23 protein-coding genes are annotated in these 22,787 nt (G+C 63.0%); 6 read left to right on the forward strand and 17 right to left on the reverse strand.

What is annotated here, in order from left to right:
* Positions 1–92: 92 nt before the first annotated feature.
* Positions 93–1,349, reverse strand: a complete 1,257-nt coding sequence (locus tag HB777_17705) for a DMP19 family protein (GenBank protein ID QND65555.1) — start codon at positions 1,347–1,349, stop codon at positions 93–95.
* A 394-nt stretch (positions 1,350–1,743) separates the two neighbouring features.
* Between HB777_17705 and HB777_17710 the strand changes: the two genes are divergently transcribed.
* Positions 1,744–2,613, forward strand: coding sequence for an SMP-30/gluconolactonase/LRE family protein (locus tag HB777_17710; GenBank protein ID QND65556.1), 870 nt, complete (start codon positions 1,744–1,746; stop codon positions 2,611–2,613).
* 8 nt (positions 2,614–2,621) lie between these two features.
* Here the strand turns inward: HB777_17710 and HB777_17715 are convergent, their stop codons facing one another.
* The 5 genes from HB777_17715 to HB777_17735 all read right to left on the reverse strand — a co-directional run bounded on the left by HB777_17715 (position 2,622) and on the right by HB777_17735 (position 7,517).
* Positions 2,622–2,969: an antibiotic biosynthesis monooxygenase gene (locus HB777_17715; protein ID QND65557.1), complete on the reverse strand. Its 348-nt coding sequence runs from the start codon at positions 2,967–2,969 to the stop codon at positions 2,622–2,624.
* Positions 2,970–3,301: 332 nt separating this feature from the next.
* Complete coding sequence (locus HB777_17720) at positions 3,302–5,182, reverse strand: ATP-binding cassette domain-containing protein (GenBank protein ID QND65558.1); 1,881 nt, start codon at positions 5,180–5,182, stop codon at positions 3,302–3,304.
* 30 nt (positions 5,183–5,212) lie between these two features.
* Positions 5,213–5,569 (reverse strand): helix-turn-helix transcriptional regulator, encoded by a 357-nt coding sequence (locus HB777_17725; protein ID QND65559.1) that lies wholly within the window; start codon positions 5,567–5,569, stop codon positions 5,213–5,215.
* 85 nt (positions 5,570–5,654) lie between these two features.
* The gene (locus tag HB777_17730; GenBank protein ID QND65560.1) at positions 5,655–6,491 is read right to left on the reverse strand and encodes an SDR family NAD(P)-dependent oxidoreductase; all 837 of its coding nucleotides are present in this window, start codon (positions 6,489–6,491) and stop codon (positions 5,655–5,657) included.
* Positions 6,492–6,623: 132 nt separating this feature from the next.
* The gene (locus HB777_17735) at positions 6,624–7,517 is read right to left on the reverse strand and encodes a LysR family transcriptional regulator (GenBank protein ID QND65561.1); all 894 of its coding nucleotides are present in this window, start codon (positions 7,515–7,517) and stop codon (positions 6,624–6,626) included.
* Positions 7,518–7,633: 116 nt separating this feature from the next.
* Here HB777_17735 and HB777_17740 point away from each other — a divergent pair, with 116 nt between their 5' ends.
* On the forward strand, positions 7,634–8,797 hold the full coding sequence (locus HB777_17740) for an NADH-dependent flavin oxidoreductase (protein QND65562.1): 1,164 nt from the start codon (positions 7,634–7,636) through the stop codon (positions 8,795–8,797).
* Between the two features lie 89 nt (positions 8,798–8,886).
* On the opposite strand, the gene HB777_17745 is transcribed toward HB777_17740, so the two are convergent.
* Positions 8,887–10,467 (reverse strand): LysM peptidoglycan-binding domain-containing protein, encoded by a 1,581-nt coding sequence (locus HB777_17745; GenBank protein ID QND65563.1) that lies wholly within the window; start codon positions 10,465–10,467, stop codon positions 8,887–8,889.
* A gap of 143 nt (positions 10,468–10,610) precedes the next feature.
* On the opposite strand from HB777_17745, the gene HB777_17750 reads away from it, so the two are divergent.
* The gene (locus HB777_17750) at positions 10,611–11,222 is read left to right on the forward strand and encodes a TIGR00730 family Rossman fold protein (GenBank protein ID QND65564.1); all 612 of its coding nucleotides are present in this window, start codon (positions 10,611–10,613) and stop codon (positions 11,220–11,222) included.
* A 152-nt stretch (positions 11,223–11,374) separates the two neighbouring features.
* Here the strand turns inward: HB777_17750 and HB777_17755 are convergent, their stop codons facing one another.
* A complete protein-coding gene (locus HB777_17755; protein QND65565.1) occupies positions 11,375–12,274 on the reverse strand; it encodes a LysR family transcriptional regulator in 900 nt (299 codons plus the stop codon).
* 109 nt (positions 12,275–12,383) lie between these two features.
* On the opposite strand from HB777_17755, the gene HB777_17760 reads away from it, so the two are divergent.
* Complete coding sequence (locus HB777_17760) at positions 12,384–12,674, forward strand: hypothetical protein (GenBank protein ID QND65566.1); 291 nt, start codon at positions 12,384–12,386, stop codon at positions 12,672–12,674.
* Positions 12,675–12,850: 176 nt separating this feature from the next.
* On the forward strand, positions 12,851–13,849 hold the full coding sequence (locus HB777_17765) for a transporter (protein ID QND65567.1): 999 nt from the start codon (positions 12,851–12,853) through the stop codon (positions 13,847–13,849).
* A gap of 16 nt (positions 13,850–13,865) precedes the next feature.
* On the opposite strand, the gene HB777_17770 is transcribed toward HB777_17765, so the two are convergent.
* The 8 genes from HB777_17770 to HB777_17805 form a co-directional block, all read right to left on the reverse strand.
* Positions 13,866–14,552 (reverse strand): glutathione S-transferase family protein, encoded by a 687-nt coding sequence (locus HB777_17770; GenBank protein ID QND65568.1) that lies wholly within the window; start codon positions 14,550–14,552, stop codon positions 13,866–13,868.
* A gap of 8 nt (positions 14,553–14,560) precedes the next feature.
* Positions 14,561–15,478 (reverse strand): EamA family transporter RarD, encoded by a 918-nt coding sequence (rarD, locus tag HB777_17775; protein QND65569.1) that lies wholly within the window; start codon positions 15,476–15,478, stop codon positions 14,561–14,563.
* Between the two features lie 83 nt (positions 15,479–15,561).
* The gene (locus tag HB777_17780; protein QND65570.1) at positions 15,562–17,178 is read right to left on the reverse strand and encodes a citramalate synthase; all 1,617 of its coding nucleotides are present in this window, start codon (positions 17,176–17,178) and stop codon (positions 15,562–15,564) included.
* A 186-nt stretch (positions 17,179–17,364) separates the two neighbouring features.
* Entirely contained in the window at positions 17,365–18,324 is a 960-nt protein-coding gene (gene pip / locus HB777_17785) for a prolyl aminopeptidase (GenBank protein ID QND65571.1), read from the reverse strand.
* The gene (locus HB777_17790; protein ID QND65572.1) at positions 18,321–18,818 is read right to left on the reverse strand and encodes a GFA family protein; all 498 of its coding nucleotides are present in this window, start codon (positions 18,816–18,818) and stop codon (positions 18,321–18,323) included. The genes pip and HB777_17790 overlap by 4 nt, the downstream gene beginning before the upstream one ends.
* Positions 18,794–19,285, reverse strand: a complete 492-nt coding sequence (locus HB777_17795) for a GFA family protein (protein QND65573.1) — start codon at positions 19,283–19,285, stop codon at positions 18,794–18,796. The genes HB777_17790 and HB777_17795 overlap by 25 nt, the downstream gene beginning before the upstream one ends.
* Before the next feature lie 6 nt (positions 19,286–19,291).
* The gene (locus tag HB777_17800) at positions 19,292–19,678 is read right to left on the reverse strand and encodes a VOC family protein (GenBank protein ID QND65574.1); all 387 of its coding nucleotides are present in this window, start codon (positions 19,676–19,678) and stop codon (positions 19,292–19,294) included.
* A gap of 274 nt (positions 19,679–19,952) precedes the next feature.
* On the reverse strand, positions 19,953–21,389 hold the full coding sequence (locus tag HB777_17805; GenBank protein QND65575.1) for a cysteine--tRNA ligase: 1,437 nt from the start codon (positions 21,387–21,389) through the stop codon (positions 19,953–19,955).
* 392 nt (positions 21,390–21,781) lie between these two features.
* Between HB777_17805 and HB777_17810 the strand changes: the two genes are divergently transcribed.
* Positions 21,782–21,937 carry a hypothetical protein gene (locus tag HB777_17810; GenBank protein QND65576.1) on the forward strand — a complete coding sequence of 52 codons (156 nt, stop codon included), beginning with the start codon at positions 21,782–21,784 and terminating at the stop codon, positions 21,935–21,937.
* Positions 21,938–22,013: 76 nt separating this feature from the next.
* Here the strand turns inward: HB777_17810 and HB777_17815 are convergent, their stop codons facing one another.
* On the reverse strand, positions 22,014–22,775 hold the full coding sequence (locus HB777_17815; GenBank protein QND65577.1) for an SOS response-associated peptidase: 762 nt from the start codon (positions 22,773–22,775) through the stop codon (positions 22,014–22,016).
* Positions 22,776–22,787 lie beyond the last annotated feature (12 nt).

Genomic DNA, 22,787 nt, shown 5'->3' on the forward strand with positions numbered 1-22,787 from the left:
GGCAACCCTTGTTTCAGGTTTGGCCTCAATAGCGGAAAGCCCCCCTCGCCGCAACGCAACAATGGGGGAGGCAGGGTGGGCGGCTGGAGAACCTAGCCCGCGGCAGCGGAGCGATCAAAGTGCTCGTCGAGTTCAGACATTGTAGCCTCGGCGAGCTTTTTGTCATCTATGCCACGCAAGAGCACACTGCCACTAGGTGAAGATACGAAGAGGAAGGCCTGGCCAGGCGCCAGCACCACCCAGTTCACGATTGGCCCTTCCGCGGTTTGCACTACTGAGTTCGCTGAAACAGCGGCTTCAGCGGGGTCGAACCCGACCTTGCGCAGCAGAAGGTCGACAGCGACGGGAGCATGATACCTTTCCACCAGTTCGATCACCGTGCTGATCTCCGAGTCTTCGGCGCGACCAAGCCTTATGCCGACTCGCGGGGCGTTAGCTCCGAATGGATTCTCCCCCGAGCGTACGACTGGAGGGTCTTCCGGCGCGATCTGTTCATAAACAGCCACGTGTGTCTCTGTCGCGACGCATAGCCGGAGCTCCTTTGAACTGGTGCGGAGTTGGGAGACCATCTGCTTCTGCCCGTCGACAGTCAGCACCCGTGCCATACCGAATGCCAGCTTGATTTCCGGTGGTGATATCTTTGCGCAAGCAAGGCCTGCGCCGACGTCGCGCCGGCCCAACATCTGGCCTACCAGGTCGCCAACCGACTTGTGAAGAAGCCTGCCTTCGCGCTGCGGGTTCGCCGTCGCCAGTTGATTGATGGCATCGTCGTAATCGTCATCATCGACAATTTGCAAATCGGGCCAAGAAGCGATCCAGCGTGCCAACAAGTTATCCATCGGTACAGCCTTATCAGCGTCGTAAAACGCATCATCGAGCGTATCCAGAAAGTCGTCGCGACCACCCTCGAAGCCCGTCTGTTCAGCGGCCTTGTCAGGATGCTCGGCAACCCAGGCGGACATCTTTTCCAAAGTTGCCAGTTGCCCCTTCGCACCACTAGCGGTGAGGCCAGCTCGAGCGTTGGCAATCATCGCATCGATTTCCTGGCCCGCATTGTGGATGAACTGACTGTGGCCGCCGTTCTTTATCTCCGAGGAGTACCAGTGGGCGTGATAGACCTGCATCGCCTTAGGGTTGATCTCAGGATACCGATAGAGGCCCTTGGAAACCATCGTTGTGGCGAATTGCATGACGGCGAAGACGAGATCAAACGGCTCTTCACCAACTTCTTCGGCCTTCGAACGAGACACCACAACCAGTGGCACGAGGAGGTTGACTGGCTGATTTTCGAAAGTGGGTGATGTCTTCTCGGACGCTCTTCTGGACTTGCGCGAGAAAAACCCAAACATCGAGAATGTTTCCTCAGCCCGAAAAGAAAAAGGGTGGTTACTTCTGGCGAGACAATATCAGCTGCTCTTGCAGATAAAAGCCCCGGGCAGATCTACCCGGTGACAATAGGCATATTCGGATATCGTGAACGACGCCCCGCGCCAGACAGACGCCGGACGCCGCCGCTATGAGGGGATGCCCTTACAGCTCCGGCAAGCGCTGATAGTTGGCGATGTCGGTCTTTAACGCCAAGGTGGGCCACTCCTCGGCGTCAGACTTTGTCTGCATCGCTCCGGAAAGCTATTGCCATTGTCGGGACGAGCTATGTTCGGCCGTCCTTGGAGCGACAGCGCTTTGCATCGACCCTGCAAAAAGGAGTGCAGAGCGCCCATCGAACCAACAATGGAGCCCGTAATGCCATCGCAGAAATCAGCAGACAGGAAAGCCCAGATCGTCGTAGGCGGCCTCGCCTTCGGCGAGTCGCCGCGCTGGCATGACGGACGGCTCTGGCTCTGCAACTGGGGCACGGGCGAGATCATCGCCGTCGATGCCGGCGGCAACAAGGAGATCGTGCTCACCGTGCCGGCTGTCCTGCCCTACTCCATCGACTGGCTCCCGGATGGCCGCCTGCTCGTCGTGTCAGGTCGCGAAGGCTTGCTGTTGAGGCAGGAAGCCGATGGAAGTCTCGTCACACACGCCGATCTGCGTAACCTGTCGAAAAGCCCTTGGAACGAGATCGTCGTCGACGGGCGCGGCAACATCTATGTCAATGGCGGCGGACCGGCGCCGGCGCCGGGCGAGTATTTCGGCCCCGGCACCATCGTGTTGATCACGCCGGACGGCGCCGTCCGGCAAGTGGCGGAAAATATCGCCTTTGCCAATGGCATGGCGATGACCCCGGACAACAAGACGCTGATCGTCGCCGAATCCCATGCCAACCGGCTGACCGCTTTCAACATCGCCGCCGACGGCACGCTCTCCAACCGGCGAGTCTGGGCCGACCTCGACGGCTATCCCGACGGCATCTGCCTCGATGCCGAAGGAGCGGCCTGGTATGCGGATGTTCCCAACAAGCATTGCGTGCGGGTGCGCGAAGGCGGCGAGGTGCTGCAGACAGTGACTGTCGATCGCGGCTGCTTTGCCTGCATGCTGGGCGGCACCGACAGGCAAACGCTGTTCATCCTCGCCGCCGAATGGCGCGGGTTCGAGCACATGGTCAGCGACGCCCGCACCGGCCAGGTGTTCAGCGTAGAAGCGCCGGCACCTGGCATCGGCTGGCCGTAACAGCCTTGCTACAGCCCGGGAACCCGCTGATAGTTGGCGATGTCGGCCCGCACGCCGAGCCGGGTGATCGTCTCCTGCGGGTTGAAGGCGATGCGCTCGTGCGCGGCCTTGACGATCGGCACGACGTTGTCGACGGCCGCCTGGCTTTCCCATTCGACGATCGTGACAAGGTTGAATTCGCCCGGACCCGAGAATTGCTCGAGTAGGAAATCCTGCACGAAGCCTTGTTGCAGGCGCAGCAATTCATGCGTTGTCTTGACCTTGGCCAGTATCTCCTCGCGGGCGGCGGCGGGGACGACGAACTTGTCCACCCTGAACACGCTGCCGCCGTCAACGTTCTGATTTATGTCGTTCATTTCGATTGTTCCGTTCCTGGATCATGGTGTTTTGGGCTCCAGGGACGGCCTACAATCTCAACTTAAGTTGAGGTCAAGCGGAATTTTCGATTGATTTGTGGAGAGGCTCGGATGGCGACGCTGCCGATCTCCCCCTCGTGGGGGAGATGTCCGGCAGGACAGAGGGGGGCGTGAAGGATCGCCAACTTTCGGATGTCTTCAGCCAACTTTTGGATGTCTTCAAAAGAATAGCGGCGCCTGCACGAAAAGAACCCGGAGATGACAGCAGGACAGCGCCCCCCTCTGCCCTGCCGGGCATCTCCCCCACGAGGGGGGAGATTGGCACTCCACCGTTACGACACCTCCGACGTGCGCCGGCGAACGATGACGCCAAGCTCGTCGCCCTCGCGGGCGATGCGCAGCCGTTCCTCGGCTTCCGTCGCCTCGCGCTGGCGGTCCCACATCGAGGCGTAGAGGCCATGCTTGCGCATCAGTTCGGCGTGGGTGCCGCGCTCGGCGATCTGGCCGTCCTGCAGAACGATGATCTCGTCGGCCGTGATCACCGTCGACAGGCGGTGGGCGATGACAATGGTGGTGCGGCCGCGGCTGACCAGATCGAGTGCCGCCTGGATCTCCTGCTCGGTGTGGCTGTCGAGCGCCGAAGTCGCTTCGTCGAGCATCAGGATCGGCGGCGCTTTCAGGATGGTGCGGGCGATCGCCACGCGCTGCTTCTCGCCGCCCGAAAGCTTCAGCCCGCGCTCGCCGACCATCGATTTGTAGCCATCGGGCAATCGCTCGATGAACGGCCCGATCTGGGCGAGTTCGGCAGCCTTCTGCATATCCTCCTCGCTGGCGCCGATGCGGCCGTAGCGGATATTGTAGGCTATGGTGTCGTTGAACAGCACGGTGTCCTGCGGCACCATGCCGATCGCGCCGCGCAGGCTCTCCTGCGTCACGTCCCTGATATCCTGGCCGTCGATCAGCACCTGGCCGGCCTGGACGTCGTAGAAGCGGAACAGAAGCCGCGAGATGGTCGACTTGCCGGCGCCCGATGGCCCGACAATGGCGACGGTCTTGCCGGCCGGCACCTCGAAGCTGATGCCCTTCAGGATCTTGCGGTTCGGGTCATAGGAAAAATGCACGTCGCGGAACTCGACCTTGCCGGCGCTGACGGCGAGCGGCCCGGCATCCGGTTTGTCGACGATCTCCTGCGGCACATCCAAAAGGTCGAACATCTGCTCGATGTCGGTCAGACCCTGGCGGATTTCGCGGTAGATGAAGCCGATGAAATTGAGCGGCACCGACAGCTGCATCAGCATGGCGTTGATGAAGACGAAGTCGCCGACCGTCTGCGTGCCAGCCTGCACTTCGAGCGCCGACATGCACATGACGATGACGGTGCCGAGGCCGAAGATGATGCCCTGGCCGAAATTCAGCCAGCCGAGCGAGGTCCAGATCCGCGTCGCGGCGACCTCATAGCGTGCCATGGAGCGGTCGAAGCGCTCGGCTTCCATGCCTTCGTTGTTGAAATATTTGACCGTCTCGTAGTTGAGCAGCGAGTCGATCGCCTTGGTGTTGGCGTCGGTGTCGCTGTCGTTCATGTCGCGGCGGATCGAGATGCGCCAGTCGCTGGCACGGACCGTGAACCAGACATAGACCCAGACGGTGACCGCGACGACGACCACATATTTCCAGCCATAGGTGTAGGCGAAGATGCCGGTGGTCAGCGCGAATTCGAGAATGGTCGGCGCGGTGTTGAGCATGATGAAGCGCACGATCGTCTCGATGCCCTTGGTGCCGCGCTCGATGATGCGCGACAGGCCGCCGGTGCGACGCTCCAGATGAAAGCGCAGTGACAGTTGGTGCATATGGACGAAGGTGCGGAAGGCGAGCTGGCGCACCGCATATTGGCCGACGCGCGCAAACAAGGCGTCGCGCAGCTGGTTGAAGCCAAGCTGCACCAGGCGCACGACATTGTAGGCAACGACCAGCATGACGGGCGCCAGCAGAAAGGTCGGCAGCGGCGGCACCGATTTGGCGTCACCGGCCAGCGCGTCGGTCGCCCATTTGAAAAAATAAGGACCGGCAACCAGCGTCAGCTTGGCGACGACCAGCAGCAGCGTCGCCCAAGTGACTCGGGCTCTCAGATCGGCGCGGTCCGCCGGCCACATGTAGGGCCACAAATTGAGCAGCGTCTTGAAGGTCGAGGAGTCGGAGACGGTTTTATCGGCCATTTCTTGTGCCTTCTTCTTATGTCTTTTTGACTAGCGGCCGGAGCAGCAGGAATTGACGAGCGCGGCCAGCGACGCCGAGACATCGGCGAGCGCGGCATGGTCGACCGCATAGCGCGAGCGCTGGCGATCAGGCTCGAACCGGACCAGCCCGGCTTCGACCAGTATCTTCAAATGTTGTGACACGGTGGACTGCGCCAGATCGAAACGATCCACGACCTCACGGCAGCAGCAGGAGTTGCTGGCCGACAGATGTTTCAGGATTTCGATGCGCGCCGGATGCGAAAGCGCTGCCATGCGGGCGGCGACGGCGCGGCTGTCGGGCGCGCAATTGGCCGGGCCGCATTTTTCTGCCGTGCGGCCGTTCGTTTCAAGGGAATATTCGGTCATCGTCCATCGGCGATAAACGATGACCGTATCCAGGGCAAGCTGCGCTTATGGGCAGATTAGCTGCTACGCTATGAAATGTGGGCGACTAGAACGAGCCGTCTGTCGACCTGGACAGATCTTCCCAGGCGCGCACTTCTTCGAGGCGTCCTTCGAGGGCCGGCTTGACCGCCGCCAGGGCGTCGCTGCCGGCGAGGAACTGCCTCGGCGGATTTTCCATCCCGGCGAGCTTCGCAAGCACCTCGCCGAGCTTGGCGGGATCGCCTTGCTGTGTGCCGTCATAGCCCGACCACATATCCTTGGCTGTGCCTTCAGCGGCGTAGTCCTCGATAGAGCTGGCGCTGTACTTGGCATTCTGCGCATTGAGAAGGTCCGTACGGAAGAAGCCCGGCGCGACCACAACGATTTTGATGCCGAACTGTTCAACCTCCTGGGCCACCGAAAGGGAAAGGCCTTCGACTGCAAATTTCGCGGCGCTGTAAGCGCCGCAATGTTTGAAACCCATTACCCCGGCAAGCGAACTGATGTTGATGATCCGGCCCGACCGCTGCTTGCGCATGACCGGAAGGACCGCGCGCATGACGTGGACCACGCCGTACAGATTGGTCGAGATCAACCCCTCTATCTCAGCGGTGCTCAACTCCTCGAAATTGCCGAGCAGGCTGTAGCCGGCGTTGTTGACCAGAACGTCGACCCGGCCGAACGCCTGCATCGCCTCGTCGACCGCAGCCTTCGCCTGTGCCTCACTGGCGACGTCCAGTTGGACGAACGCAAGCCTGTCGCCTGCGACATCGCTCAGGGCATTACGGACCTTGTCGAGATTGCGGCCCGTCGCGATCACCCGATCGCCTACCTTCAGGGCCGCCCTGGCAGTTGCGGCGCCGATGCCGCTGCCGGCACCCGTAATGAACCAGACCTTGCTCATGCTTAACTCCTGTTTTCGATGAACAGGAGATAGATCGCGCCATTCGATCTGATTAGACGCTATTATCCGCATGAACTTAGAAATGACGTAGATAAATGGCGAGCTACCTTGGGAAGCGCCTCGCCAGTCGCACTACCCTTTGTAGCGGAGCGCTTCGAGCAGCAGGGCGAAGGCCGGGGTCTGTTGCCGCCTGCTTGGATAGTAGAGGTGATAGCCGGAGAATGGCGGGCACCAATCTTCCAGCACGCGGATCAGACGGCCTTCGGCAACATGCTGGGCAACCTGGGTTTCGAAGGTATAGACCAGCCCCAGCCCGCCGAGTGCGGCGTTTGCCAGCATCTCACTATCGTTTATGACGAGCGGGCCATTGACCCGAACGTCGAGCTCGACTCCATCGCGCTCGAACTCCCAGGCATAGAGCCCGCCCCCGGCACTCTGCCGGTAGCTTACGCATTTGTGGTCGCTTAAATCCCGCGGCGTTAGCGGGATTCCCCGGTTGGCAAAGTAGGAAGGCGAGCCGACCACCGCCATGCGGATATCCGGGCTCACCCGAACCGCAATCATGTCCTTCTGGACCTGCTCGCCGACGCGGATGCCGGCGTCGAAACGGCCGGCCACAATGTCGGTAAGCCCTTCATCGACATTGATCTCGACAGCGATGTCCGGATATTCCGGCAGCAGCTTCAACAGGACAGGCCAAAGCACCGTCCTTGCGGCGTGGCGGAAGGTGGTGATGCGGATCGTGCCGGCAGGCTTGTCGCGAAGCGCGGTGAGCTGGGCGATTTCGCTATCGATATGGTCGAATGCCGGACGCAAGCTGTGAAGCAGTTTTTCTCCTGCATCGGTGAGCGACAGGCTGCGCGTCGTTCGCGAGATCAGTCTGACTTTGAGCCGCTCCTCGAGCATGCGCACTGCATAGCTGAGGGCAGATTGGGAAAGACCGAGCTTTGCGGCGGCGCGTGTGAAACTTCCCGCTTCGGCGACCGCCATGAACATGGCCAGCTCGCTGAAATCGCCCTTTCTCATTTATAAACCCCATTTCTAACTCCATGCGGATTATAGCGCCTAATCCGCATCCTCGTCCTCAGCTATTTTTCCCTTGCGCCACATGCCGTGGCATCTGCAACGGGACGCGAGAGACAATGAGCAAGACCAAACTCTTCGAAACATTCGCCTTCGCCAAGGGGATCACCCTTCGCAATCGCGTGGTCATGGCCCCCATGACGACGTGGTCCGGCAACGAGGACGGGACGATCTCCAGCGAAGAGCTGACCTACTATCGCCGCAGAGCAAAGGGCGTCGGCCTCGTGCTCACCGGCTGTACTCACGTGATGGCGAATGGCATCGGCTTCACGGGTGAGTTTGCTGCTTATGACGACGACTTCACGCCGAGCCTGCGACGCCTGGCTGAGGCGGCCAAAAGCGGCGGCGCGCCCGCAATCCTCCAGATCTTCCATGCCGGCAACAAAGCCAACCCCGAACTGATTCCAGGCGGTGAAATCGTCAGCGCCAGCGCGCTGAAGGTTGCTCCAGGACCCTTCAACAGCGGTGAGGTCACAACGCGGGCTCTCAGCCACGGTGAAATCATCGATGTCGTTGCTGCGTTTGGCGAGGCCACCCGCCGCGCCATCGAGGCGGGCTTCGACGGCATTGAGCTGCACGGAGCCCATGGCTTCCTGATCCAGAACTTTTTCTCGCCGCTGTTCAACCGGCGTGACGACGAATGGGGTGGCTCTTTGGAGAACCGCCTGCGCTTCCCACTCGCGGTTGTCCATGAGGTAAGGCGGATGATCGACCTGCATGCGAGGCGGTCGTTCCTGCTGGGCTACAGAATCTCGCCCGAAGAGCCGGACCAAGGCGGTCTTCGGATCAACGACTCCTATGAGCTTCTCGACCGTCTTATTCAGAGCGGCGTGGACTACGTCCATGTGTCGCTGTCGAGTATTCTGGGCGCCAAGCCGATTGACGGCGCCGATGAGCGACGGACAATAGAATTGATCCTGGATCGTGTGGCTGGTCGCATACCTGTCATCGCCGCAGGCCAGATCAGAAAACCCGAGCAGGCCGAAAATGCCCTGGAACTGGGATTGTCCCTCGTGGCCGTCGGTCAGGGACTGGTGATCAACCCGGACTGGGTCAAACTCGCACAATTTGATGACGCCGATCAGATCGACATTGGGTTGAGAATGTCCAAGGTTTCAGAGATCGCGCTTCCAGCCAAGCTGCGGGAGGTTATTGAGGCTACTACAGGCTGGTTCAATATCGAGCCTGAGGCCCCGTCACTGCCTCAGCACGCGGCGGCCTGATCGCGCAGGGACTAGCCGGGACAACCGGCACCCCGCCTCGCGATCGAGGCGGGGTGCTATTGCTTCAATGCAATCAGTTGGTCTGGACTCTAGTTGGTCTTGGCCGGCGCCGTCGTTGCCTGCTCGCCCATCGCCTTGAGGTCGGCGGCTTCGCCTTCCTTCGACTTTTCCGGGACCTTGAACACCTGCCCCGGCCAGATGCGGTCGGGATTGCTGATCTGGTCCTGGTTGGCGAGGTAGATGGTCGAATAGCGCACGCCATGGCCGTAGACGCGCCGTGAAATCCGCCAGAGCGTGTCGTTGCGGCGGATGATGACGGCGCCGTCGGCATGTTCGAGCTTGGGCGCCACGGTCTCGGGCACATCGCTCGGCGGCGTTGCCGCTGCCACAACGGCCGGAGCCTCGGTGGCGGGAGCGGGCGTCGTGGCCGGTGCAGCGGCAACGGCCGGCGCCTCTGCAGCCGGTGCAGCAGGAGCCGGTGCGGGTTCCGCCGGGGCAGCCGCGACAACAGCGGGCGCAGGGGGCGCTTCGGCGGCGGCAGGTGCGGCCGGTTTCTCTTCGGCAGGCTTGGGCTCGGCAGGCGCCACGGCGGCGACCGCTTCGCCCGGCTCGCGTTCGAACGGCACGGCGGCGCGGGCCACCACTTTCACGCCGTCGGCATCGAGGCCGTCGACATGGATGGTGTAGCTGCCGACCGGAATGTCGCGCGTCGCCTCGACCAGGAAGTGGCCATCCGGTGACGTCAGCGCGTCACCGAGCAGGATGTCGTTGGCATAGGCGCGCACCTTGCGGCCTGCATCGGCGAGGCCGGCGACAAAGATCTTGTTGCCGTCGATCTCGACCGCCTCGACGACGATCTTGGGTTCGGCCACGACTGCCGCGGGCGGCGTCGCCGGCGTTGCCGGAGCCGGTGCCGCTTCAACCACGGCTGGCGCTGGTGCCGCCGGGGCGGCTGGTGCCGGAGCTGTGGCCGCGGGCGCTTCGGCTGCGGGAGCAGCCGGCGCGGCAGCCTGGTCGCCGGCAGCCGGCGCGGCTGGCTTTGTCTCGGGCGCGGGAACGGTGAGCAGTTCGGCCGGCTTGCCCGGCTCCTCGACCATGGCCAGCACCTGGCCGGCCGCGTCCTTGGGAACCGAGACGACGGCGGTCTGCACCGAGGGCGTCACGACATCGCCCGTGGTCGCGCGCAGCGCGATTGTATAATCGCCGGGCTTCAGCGGATCATCGAGAATGATAACGAAGGCGCCATCGGGACCAGCTACGGTCGATCCAAGCACCGTCGAGCCGTTGAGGATCTCGACCTTTGCATTCGGAGCCGCATTGCCGGCGACGACGATCGAGCCATTGCTCTCGACGCGCACGACATCGAAGGACGGTGCGATCGGACCGGCCGCAGCCGGCGCTGCCGGAGCCGCCGCATCCGTTGCCGGTGCGGCTGGTGCCGTTGCCTGGGGCACCGTAGCGGGAGCGGCCGGGACCTCCGCAGGAGGCAGCCGCGCTTCCGTGCCGGGATCGGCCGGTTTCGGCGCCGCGGGCGGCGTCAGCGCCGCCACGTTCGCCGGCGGCGTGTGATTGAGATACGGGTCGAGTGCGCCCGATACGTAGGCGGTTCCCGCGGCCGCGACGGTCCCACCCGCCGCGAACAGGAACGCCTTCAATGGATTAATTGCCATATTTCCCTACCCCTTAGCCACCTAACGCCGGTCTAGCCTGTTTTGCCAAAGCCGACAAGAAAAACGGGCCGGCAAGAAAAAGCCCGGGCTTGTTGACCCTTGGGGCTTGACCACGCTTTCAGACCCAATCACCAATCATCGACATGAACACGATTCGATCCGTCTGCGTCTATTGCGGCTCGTCTCCGGGCCGCGATGAAACCTATATCAAGGCCGGACACCTGCTCGGGCGCTCGATTGCCAAAGCCGGTCTGCGGCTGGTCTATGGCGGCGGCACCAAAGGGATCATGGGCGCCGTCGCCGAAGGCGCGCTCAAGGCCGGCGGCAAGGTGACGGGCATCATTCCGCGCTTCCTGATCAACAGGGAAGCGACGGAAACCGCGCTTGACCGGCTCGATGAACTCTTGATCACCGACAATATGCACGAGCGCAAACACAAGATGTTCGAGAAATCCGACGCCTTTGTGGCGCTGCCGGGTGGCATCGGCACGGTCGAGGAGATCGTCGAGGTCATGACCTGGGGGCAGCTCGGCCATCATCGCAAGCCGATCGTCTTCGGCAATGTCGGCGGATTCTGGGATCCGATGCTGGCGTTGCTCGATCACATGGCCGCCGAGGGCTTTATCCACACCGCACAGCGGGTCAAGCCGCTGGTCGTCGACGACCCCGAAGCGATCGTCGCCGCCATCATGGTGGCAGGGTCGTCCGTCGATGCGCCGACCGAGGGCATGCAGTCGGTGATAGACAAGATGTAGGGGAATACGGAGTAAGGCAGTAGGGGAATATGTGAAGTGCCTGGGAACGGCGCTCCCTATTCCCCTATTCCCCTATTCCCCTATTCCCCTATTCCCCTATTCCCCTATTCCCCTATTCCCCTATTCCCCTATTCCCCTATTCCCCTATTCCCCTATTCCCCTATTCCCCTATTCCCTGCTGCCTTCCGCAAGCCAGCGATCACCGCGCGGCAGTCATGACGCCGCCAGGCGAGATAGATGGAAACCGTGCGGTCGAACCATGGCAGGTCGCGAAACACGATCCGCGGCGGTGCTGCGGCACGCAGGCTGGCCTGCACCGTCGCCAGGCCGAGCCCGGCACTGACCAGGCCGAGCGATGTCAACGGGTCCGCTGTCTCATAGGCGATGTCGGGCAGAAAGCCGGCCTTGGCGCAAGCGGCGAGGAACTGACCACGGTTGGTGTCGTCAGGCTGGCGCACGACGGTGATCCAGGTGTGGCCGTCGAGGTGATGCGGTCCGATCTCTGATATTTGGACGAGCGGATCATCTTCGGGGATCGCCAGCACCAGCGGTTCGTGCCGCAGCGCCGTGGCGGCGACTTCCGGGTCATCGTCGGCTGGCGGCGAATAGACAAAGCCCAGATCCAGAGAGCGCTGCCGCAACCCCTCCAGCTGCGCCGCCGAACGCAGGCTTCTCAATTGCAGGTGGAAATCCGGCCGGTCGCGGCGGAACTGGCGCAGCATTCCGGCGACAAGCCCGGCATGCACGGCGCCTTCGACATAGCCGATGGTGAGACGACCGACGGCGCCGCTGGCCAGGTTGCGGCCAAACTCCTCCAAACGCCGCGCATTGGACAGCAGCGCGCGGGCCTCGGTGAGGAAGGCCCGCCCCTCGGCGTTAAGATGGACCCGCTGTTTTGCCCGCTCGAACAGAGCGACGCCGAGCTGCTCCTCGAGCTGCATGATCTGCCGGCTGAGCGGCGATTGCGAAATATGCAGCATTTCGGCGGCGCGCCCGACATTGCCGGTCTCAGCGACGGTGACGAAATAGCGGAGCTGGCGCAGGTCGAACATTTTTCCTCCGAAGCTTCAAGTCCTGCCAGGTCTCAACTTTAGCCTAACCAGTCTTGGACAGTCTGACCAGCGGAAGCGATAGTCGGCCATCCCAACCAAGGAGACCGCCATGCAGTTCTTAGCCCTTCTCACCCGCAACACCGCTGCGTTCACCGATGCCGATTTCGCCCCGCTTCTGCCCGGCGAAGCCGAACAGCGGCGCACGCTTTACGCCGAGGGCGCGGTGCGCCAGGTCTGGAACCGCGGCGACATCCCGGGCAGCGGCATGATGTTCGAGGCAGCCGATGATGCAGAGGTTCGCGGCCATCTCGCCACCTTGCCGCTGGTCAAGGCCGGCATGATGGACATTGCCGCAATCGTGCCGCTCAAGCCCTACCCCGGCTTCGGCCCGAAGCACTGACGGGGCGCAATCCGGTGGTGGCGAAGGCGCCACCACCGGATTGACGTGGTCATCGACAGACTGTGATCTTCTGTCAAGAAATCGTCACACGAAACCGGGTTCGCTCGTGCTAGGAATTACGGTCAGGCGGCCGCTATGCGGCGCCATGTTCGAAACCTGCATCTGGCACCGCGCCCATGGATATCGCTCTCGCCCCGGAAGGCACCGACCTGTCGCCTTACCTGCCCGACGAGCACGGACTGTTCTTCATCTACCATTTCACGGCCGATGGCCTGCGCACCAAGGATCCGGCACAGGCGTGCTGGACCTGGCGCAGCTATCAGATCACCGACCTGCATGCGCGCCAGGAGATCGGCGCCGAAAAAGCTTTGCCGAGGCCGGTGCGCGACGCCTTCCTTGCCCCCAGCCAAGGCTGCCACATCGACTTCGAGGATGGCTGGCTCTATGGCGATCTGCCTGATCTCAGACACAACTTTTCGGAGGCGCGCGGGCTTGTCCATTTCCGCTTCGCCTTCAACGACACGGTGCTGATCGGCGCGCGCAAGCAGCCGCTGGAATCGGTCGATGCCATTCGCAAGGCGGTGGAGAATGGATCGCGGAAATTTCGCTCGCCGGCGGAACTGATCGAGGCGGTCACGGGCCAGTCGCTCGACGGCATGGCGGTCGAACTCGGCAAGCTGGGCGACACGCTCGACGGCATCGAGGACCGTGTCGTGCGCGATGCATGGCACAATGAACGACAAGCGCTGGTCGAGGCGCGCCGGCACTTGGTGGTGATCCATCGGCAGATGGCGACGATCACCAATCTGTTCCGGCATCTCGATCATTCGCATCGCAACGAGCTGCCTGACCCGATCAACGACATGGCGGTCAGGCTCTCGCAACGGGCGCATACGCTCTATCATGACGGCGAGCAGTTGCAGGCGCGCACAAGGCTGCTGCAGGACGAGCTGATGGCCAAGCTGACCATGCAGTCGAACCAGCTCCTCTATGTTCTCTCTGTCATGACGGCGGTGCTGTTGCCGATGACCATCATCTCGGGCCTGTTCGGCATGAATGTCGGCGGGCTGCCGCTGGTCGATACGCCATTTGGCTTCTGGGTGGTGACCGCTGTATCGGTGGCTATCGCGGCGGCTACCTATCTGTTCGTCAGGCGGCTGGGCCGCGGATTGTAGCGCCTGCCGGCGGCTTTCACGCCGTGGCGCGAAGATCCTCGATGACGGTGCCGGCGGCGGCGACTTCCGCTTCGTGATCGGCCTCGCGCCAGGTCTCGGCAAGACCGGCCGCATACCATTCGCGCATTGCCGGCAGGGCAAGCAACTGCGCCGGATAGGCTGCAGCCGCCCCCTCAAACGAGAGCCCGTAGGACTGCGCGCGAAACGCCACCGGGGCAAAGAAAGCGTCGACGGCGGAGAAATGAGCGCCGGCCAGAAACGGCCCTCCGAAATGGGCAAGGCCATCGTTCCAGAGGTCGCCGAGGCGAAAAAGATCCTGCTTCAGCGCGTCGGACATCGGGAATGGCGTTAGGCGCAGGCCGCAGCTCATCGGACAGGCGCCGCGCAGTGCGGTGAAGCTCGAATGCATCTCGGCGGCGGCCGAGCGCGCCCAGGCGCGCGCCTTGGCCTCGACAGGCCACACGCCATGATGGCGCTCGGCGAGATATTCGGCGATGGCCAGCGAATCCCAGACCGCCCAGCCCTCGTCGATCAGGCACGGCACCCGGCCGCTCGGCGAAAACGGCCGGTAAAGGCTCCAGCTCGATCCGGTCGGGAAAGGCGTCAGCCGCTCCTCGAATGGAATGTCCAATGTCCGCATAAGCACCCAGGGCCGCAGCGACCATGAGGAATAGTTCTTGTTGGCGATGTGCAGCAGGTACATCGAAACTCCTATCGGGCAGCAGCCCTGCGCGCTGTCGTCAACATTGACCAGGAATAGACCGCCAAGGCCGCCCAGATCAGCGCAAAGGCGATAGCCTGTGTGGTGCCGAAAGGCTCGTTGAAGATCAGAACGGCGATCAGGAACACCATGGTCGGCGCGATATACTGCATGATGCCGATGGTGGAGAGGCGCAACAGCTTGGCGCCGAAGGCGAACAGCAAGAGCGGTATCGATGTGACCGGACCGCAGCCGATCAGCAGCGCCGTATCGGCACCGCTGCTGGATACGATGTGATCCTGTCCGGTCGCGATCAGGTAGACGATGTAGCCAAGCGCCGGCACCGACAGCAGAAGGACTTCGAGCAGAAAGCCCTGGCTCGGTCCGATCGGCAGCGTCTTGCGGAAGAAGCCGTAGGCAGCGAAGGAAAAGGCCAACGCCAGCGACACCCAGGGCAACTTGCCGCCTTCGATGGTCAGCACGGCCACGGCGACGGCCGCCAGAACCACCGCCGCGATCTGCAGCCGGTCGAGCCGCTCGCCAAGCAGCAGCGCGCCGACGACGACGCTGACCAGCGGATTGATGTAGTAGCCGAGCGCGGTCTCGACGGTGCGGTCGACGGCGATCGCCCAGACATAGATGCCCCAGTTGACCGAGATCAGCGCCGCCGTCAGCGCCGCCATGGCGATGGTGCGCGGCGAACGCAGTGCCGCCTTGAAATCCGCCGTGCGGCCGGCCCAGACCAGAACGGCGGCGGCGATCGGCACCGACCAGACGATGCGATGGGCAATGACTTCGGCGAGCGGCAGATGGGCGACCGCCTTCATGTAGAAAGGCAGCAGCCCCCATAGCAGATAGGCGCCCAGTGCCAGCAGGAAGCCGCGACGGGCCTTGGAATCCGCGTCCAGTGTAATTGCTTCAGTGGCCATGGGCCAACGCTATGGCCCAGTCACCTTGGCAAAACCATCGCAAAGTTCTGATGGATCAATGGACTTTCGCTGATGGTTCAACCCTATTCGGCCGCCACCAGCCCGGCCATCTCGCGGTTCTTCATCAGCTTGTAGACGATGGAATCCATCAGCGCCTGGAACGAGGCGTCGATGATGTTTTCGGAAACGCCCACCGTCCACCAGCGCGCACCGGTGCCGTCATGCGATTCGATCAGGACGCGGGTAATCGCCTCTGTGCCGCCATTGAGGATACGCACCTTGAAGTCGGCCAGTTCCATGTCGGCAATCTCGCCCTGGAACTTGCCGAGGTCCTTGCGCAGCGCGATGTCGAGTGCGTTGACCGGGCCATGCCCCTCGGCAACCGACATCTTCTCCTCGCCGTCGACCACCACCTTAACGATCGCTTCGGAGACCGTCTTCAGCTGGCCGTTGGCGTCGAAGCGGCGCTCGACCATGCAGCGGAACGAGGTGACGTTGAAGAACTCCGGCAGTCCGTGCAGCATCTTGCGCGCCAGGAGTTCGAAGCTGGCATCGGCGCCTTCATAGGCGTAGCCCTCGGCCTCACGCTCCTTGACCACTGATATCAGCGCGTCGAGCCGGTGATCGTCCTTCGGCACGTCGATGCCGCGCCGCTTCAGCTCGGCGAGGAAATTGGCCTTGCCGCCCTGGTCCGAAACCATGACGCGGCGCCGGTTGCCGACCGTCTCCGGAGGCACATGCTCATAGGTCGCCGGCTCCTTGGCCAGTGCGGAGGCATGGATACCGGCCTTGGTGGCGAAGGCGGAAGCGCCGACATAGGGCGCCTGTGCCTCTGGCGCGCGGTTCAGGAGTTCGTCGAAGGCGCGCGACAGGCGCGAAATGCCGGTCAGCGCTTCAGTCGAAATGCCCGTTTCGAAACGATCCGCGAAGGCCGGCTTCAGCGCCAGGGTCGGCACGATCGAGATCAGGTTGGCGTTGCCGCAGCGCTCGCCGATGCCGTTGAGCGTGCCCTGGATCTGGCGCACGCCGGCCTCGACCGCGGCCAGCGAATTGGCGACCGCCTGCCCGGTGTCGTCATGGGCATGGATGCCGAGATGATTGCCTGAAATACCGGACGCAATAACCTTCTCGACGATGGCGCGGATTTCCGACGGCTGGGTGCCGCCATTGGTGTCGCACAGCACCACCCAGCGCGCGCCGACGTCGTAGGCGGTCCTGGCGCAGGCCAGCGCATAATCGGGATTGGCCTTGAAACCGTCGAAGAAATGCTCGCAGTCGACCAATGCCTCCTTGCCGGCAGCGATCGCTGCCTCGACGGAGGCCTTGATGGCGTCGAGGTTCTCCTCATTGGTGCAGCCGAGCGCGACGCGGACATGGTAGTCCCAGCTCTTGGCGACGAAGCAGATGGCGTCCGATTTCGATTGCACGAGCGATGCAAGGCCGGGATCGTTGGAAGCCGACACCCCTGCCCGCTTGGTCATGCCGAAGGCAACGAATTGGGCGCGCTCCGTGCGCTTCTCCTGGAAGAAGGCGGTGTCGGTCGGGTTGGCGCCGGGATAGCCGCCTTCGACATAGTCGAGGCCGAAAGCGTCGAGCAGTTTGGCGATGGCGATCTTGTCCTCGACGGAAAAGTCGATGCCCGGCGTCTGCTGGCCATCGCGCAATGTGGTGTCGAAGAGGTAGAGGCGTTGCTTTTTCATAGTCCCGTGGGCGCGTGAACACCCCCCTCTGGCCTGCCGGCCATCTCCCCCTCAAGGGGGGAGATCGGCAGTTCGAAGGCCCCGCCATCTCTTGCTACGCCAAATGTTTGCGAAAGCCGAAATGCAGGCCAATCTCCCCCTTGAGGGGGAGATGTCCGGCAGGACAGAGGGGGGCGAATGGCACTGTCATTTCTTCCCCGCAAACCGGTCGGTCGCCCTGATCAGCCGGTCCAAAATCCCCGGCTCCGAATAGGCATGGCCAGCACCCTCGATCAGGTGGAAATCCGCCTTTGGCCAGGCCTTGTGCAGCGCCCAGGCATAGCGCGCCGGGCACGGCATGTCGTAGCGGCCATGGACGATGGTGCCGGGAATGTCGCTCAGTCTGTGCGCGTCGCGCAGCAACTGCCCTTCCTCCAGCCAGCCGGCATGGACGAAATAGTGGTTCTCGATGCGGGCGAAGGCGACGGCATAGTCGTCCTGCCCAAACGGTCCGCTGGTCTCCGGCTCGGGCAACAGCGTGATCGTTTCGCCTTCCCACAGGCTCCAGGCGCGGGCCGCCTCGATCTGCGCCTTGCGATCCGTGCCGACCAGCCGCTTGCGGTAGGCGGCCATCATGTCGCCGCGCTCGGCCTCCGGGATCGGCGCCAGGAAGCGCTCCCATTTGTCCGGAAACATTTCCGAGACGCCGAACTGATAGTACCATTCGAGTTCCGCACGCGTCAGCGTGTAGATGCCGCGCACCACCAGTTCGCTGACGCGTTCGGGGTGCGTTTCGGCATAGGCGAGCGCCAGCGTCGACCCCCAGGAGCCGCCGAACACCAGCCATTGGTCGAAGCCGGCCATCTCGCGCAGCCGTTCGATGTCGGCGACCAGATGCCATGTCGTATTGGCGTCGAGCGAGGCGTTGGGCGTCGATTTTCCGCAGCCGCGCTGGTCGAACAGGATGACATCGTAAAGCTTCGGGTCGAACAGCCGCCGGTGCTTTGGCGAAATGGTGCCGCCCGGCCCGCCATGCAGGAACACCGCGGGCTTGGCGCCCTTGGTGCCGGAACGCTCCCAGTAGACCTGATGGCCGTCGCCGACATCGAGCATGCCGGAATCGAAGGCCTCGATCTCGGGGTAGAGGGTACGCAATTGACTGCTCATAGTTGCAAACCTTTGGTCGGCCAGTCCGCTGTTTCGTGGTCGGGATGCTGGAAGGAGATGATCGCTTCCTGCCTGTTATAGTAGTCGGGATCCTGGTGGACGGGTTGATCGAAGATCGTCTCCACCCAGGGCAGCCGCGCGGCGTAGTTGACCTGGATCTGCGGGGCGAGATCGGAGCGGTCGTCGAAGGCACCGATGGCGATCTCAAGCCCTCCGGGCTGCCGGTAGGTCAGCGGCGTGCCGCAGCGGGCGCAGAAACCACGATCGATGTTGACCGACGACTGGAAATAGCTCGGCTCTTCATGGGTCCACTCGACGCCATCCCTGGGCACCGTGACCAGCGCGCCGAAGAACGAGCCGAACTGTTTCTGGCACATGCGGCAATGGCAGATCGACGGACGGCCGAGCGCTCCATGAATGCGGAAGCGCACGGCGCCGCACTGGCAGCCGCCGGTTCGTACTGTCTCGGTCATGATCTTTCCTTCGGTGGCCATTGTTCGGTGTCGTGGTCCGGGTGCTGGTAGGAGACGAGATCGGTCAGATAGGGGGCCGACGACATGTCCGCCATCGTGTCCTCGCCCGGCAGTTGCGGGAGCGTATCGACATAGGGCAGCTTTGCCTCGATCCCCCACTGGATCAGCGGCACGATCTCCGCCGGATTGTCGAACGCACCAATGGCGAGGCCAACGCCGTCCGGCGCGGTAAAGGTCAGCGGCGTGCCGCAATCGGCGCAAAAACCACGATCGACATGGTTGGACGAGCGGAAGTATTTCGGCTCGCCACGCGTCCAGTCGAGCCTGGCGCCGCGCACCGACACCAGCGGCGCGTAGAACGAGCCGAACGCCTTCTGGCACATGCGGCAATGACAGATCGAGGCGTCACCAAGCGTGCCCTCGACACGAAAGCGCACCGCGCCGCACTGGCAGCCGCCGGTGTAGATCGGCCGGTTATCGAGGCTCATCGCTGATCACTCCGGCGCATGGCAGACGGCTTCGACGTTGTTGCCGTCGGGATCGAAGACGAAGGCGGCGTAGTAGTCCGGGTGATAGTGCGGGCGCAGGCCCGGCCCGCCATTGTCCTTGCCGCCGGCGGCGAGCGCCGCGGCGTAGAAGGCTTCGACCTCGGCGCGGCTGCGCGCGGTGAAGGCGACGTGCTGGTGGTCTTTCGGCTTGTCCTTGGCCGAACTCAGCCAGAACACCGGCCGGTCACGGCCATAGCCACCGACCTTGGCGCCGCCGGTGTATTCCAGCGGCACCATGTAGAGCAGCGCGGCACCCAGCGGCGCCATCGCCTTGTCGTAGAAAGCCTTCGAAGCGTCGAAATCGGCAACGGTGATGCCGAGATGGTCGATCATGAAATTGCCTCCCTTGCTGGTTCGCTCGCCGGCATTACGGCACCGGCCAGGCCAGCCTCGATAACGATGTGCTGGCAGACATTGTCGATATCGCGAATGACGTCGTCGTTCCAGAAGCGCAGGATGGCCGGCGAATGCCTCCTGCCATCTACGACAGCCGAGGTTGGCGCTCTACGGCGCCCCCCTCTGTCCTGCCGGACATCTTCCCCGCAAGGGGGGAGATCGGCTGTCACCCGCGCCCCCGCCAAACTTGCAAAGGTGTTTCGCGCCACCCTCACCGCTTGACCTCCCACGTCGTCACACGCTCGCCGGTGACCGGGTCCTTGCCGTCCTTCAACTGTACACCTTGTGCGAGCAGTTCGTCGCGGATGCGGTCGGCCTCGGCCCAGTTCTTGGCGGCGATGAGCGCGAGGCGATTCGCGATGGCTTTGGCAACACCACCTTCATCGATATCGGCCGACGCGACATCGAAGCCGAGGAACAGCAGCGACGCTTTCAGCGACGCAGCGGCATCGTTGCCGTCCGCCGCCTCGCCGGCCAACTGCGTCAGGACCTGGAAGGCGGCATAGGTGGCGAGATCGTCGGACAAGGCATCGATGATCTCCACGGGCACCTGCCCTGCCGCCGCCGGCGCGAGGTCGGCCGCCCGCTTCCATTTGCGCAGCATGTTCTCGGCTTCTTCCAGCTTGCGCACGGAAAAGTCGATCGGTTCGCGATAATGCGTCATCAGCATCGCCAGCCGCAGCACCTCGCCCGGCCATTTGCGGCCGCCAAAGGTCTCGGTCTCCAAGAGCTCGTTGATCGAATAGAAATTGCCGAGGCTCTTCGACATCTTTTGCCCTTCGACCTGCAGGAAGCCGTTGTGCATCCAGATGTTGGCCATCACGTCGGTGCCGTGGGCGCAGCGGGACTGGGCGATCTCGTTTTCATGGTGCGGGAAGATCAGGTCGAGGCCGCCGCCATGGATGTCGAAGACCTCGCCGAGATAGGCGGCCGACATTGCCGAGCATTCGATGTGCCAGCCCGGCCGGCCCCTGCCCCATGGCGAATTCCAGCCCGGCTCCTCCGGCGACGACAGCTTCCACAGCACGAAGTCGCCGGGGTTCTTCTTGTGCGCGTCGACGGCCACACGGGCGCCCGCCTGCTGCTCGTCGAGATTGCGCTTCGACAGCTGACCGTAGTCCGGCATCGATGCGGTGTCGAACAGGACTTCGCCCGCGGCAACATAGGCATGGCCGCGTTCGATCAGGCTTTGAATCAAGGTGATCATGTCGACCTTGCCGTCGGCGCGGGGCTCGACGAATTCGGTGGCGCGCGGCTCGACCGTCGGCTCCAGGCAGCCGAGAACCGCCACGTCGCTGTGGAACTGATCGGCGGTCTTTTCGGTAACCCGCCGGATCGCCTCGTTGAGCGAGAGCGTGCCGGAAGCGATCTCGCCGCCGAAATCGCGCAGGGCGCGGGCGTTGATCTTGTCGTCGACGTCCGTGATGTTGCGCACATAGGTGACGTGCGTCTCGCCATACAGGTGACGCAGCAAGCGGAACAGCACGTCGAAGACGATCACCGGCCTGGCGTTGCCGATATGGGCAAAGTCGTAGACGGTCGGGCCGCAGACATACATGCGCACATTGTCAGGATCGATCGGGACGAAATCCTCTTTCGTCCGCGTCAGCGTGTTGTAGAGGCGCAAGCCCTGCGATGCGTCAGACATTCGTGCCTTCCCGGTTCAGAACTCAATTTGAATGGAGCCAGCCCTGCGCGAGACGCAAATCAGGCTCCAGCCTGCTGGCCGGGGCGTTTGTCCAATCTGGGGAAAGATGAGGCGAAAACGTCCGGACCAGCGCGAGGCTAGCCAATAATGCAAATGCCACAAATGGCGAAAGACGTTTTCATGGCCGGCTTTATCGCCTTGGCTTGTGTTGCAGTCAAGTCGCTAGTTTCGGCAAAAACGTCGCTGGATCACAGGGAATGATCCACTGAAACATTTTATTAAACATGTCGGCACAGTCATGAAACATTCGCCGGCTAGATCAGCAGGCGTCACGATTTGGTCAGAATCGGCCATCAAACGCAGACACGAAAATGTTACCTGGGAAGAGAGACATGCCCCGAACCAAGCAGGAATCCAACCGCGCCAAGCAACCGGCGCTGGCCAACCACTATCGCGACATCGGCCCGGCCGCGATCGTCGCCGCCCTTCTCCACACCGCGAAGAAGAAAAAGCCGGCGCAGAAGATCGTATCGCCCCGCGCTGCCTGAAGCGGTGTGCGGCCGGCGCCAAAGGCGCCTGGCATGAGGGCGCCGACATGCACAGCGCCTCTGAAGAACAGCTGAGCTAGAACAACGTCATCTGACTGTCGTCCGCGCCGGGCTTCTGGCGCTTGACCTTCTCGGGCTCCGGCCCGATCTCGCCCCGCTCCTGAATCTCCGGTCCGGTGTTGGCGACCTTGTTGACGAGGTCGGAGACGGGAATTGCCTCGAAGAAATCCAGCTGCGCCGGCCGCAACAGATCGGCGACATCGCGCGGCTCGAGCGTGCGGCAATCCAGCCAGCGGGCGAAATCCCTGGGATCGATCACCACCGGCATGCGGTCGTGGATATGGGCGATGTCGGCATTGGCGTTGACGGTCAGGATGGCGCCGGTGTCCATTTCCGAACCGCCCGGCTCGGCATAGGTCTCGATCAGTCCGGCAAAGGCGACCAACCCGCCATGCCTGGGCCGGATCCAATAGGGTTGCCCCTTCTTGCCTCCGGTTTGCCGCCACTCATAGAAGCCGGATGCCGGCACCAGCGCACGGCGATGGCGCATGGCCGCCTTGAACGAGGCCTTTTCGGCGGCACCCTCGGAGCGCGCGTTGAACAGCAGCGGAAACTCGCGTGTGTCCTTGACCCAGGTCGGGATCAGCCCCCAGCGCACCAGCATCGGCTGCCGGTCCGGCAGATTCGAGCCCGGCGCCCGCGGGGGGCCGGCGACCGCCATCAGGATCGGCTGCGTCGGCGCAATGTTGTAGCGCGCAGGGAAATCCTCCAGTTCAGCCAAGCCTAGCAAGGCGGCAGTCTGGTCCGGCGTCGCGGTCAAGGCAAAACGTCCGCACATGGTCGATTGGCG

It is taken from the genome of Mesorhizobium loti, assembly GCA_014189435.1.
Classification (GTDB): Bacteria; Pseudomonadota; Alphaproteobacteria; order Rhizobiales; family Rhizobiaceae; genus Mesorhizobium; species Mesorhizobium loti_G.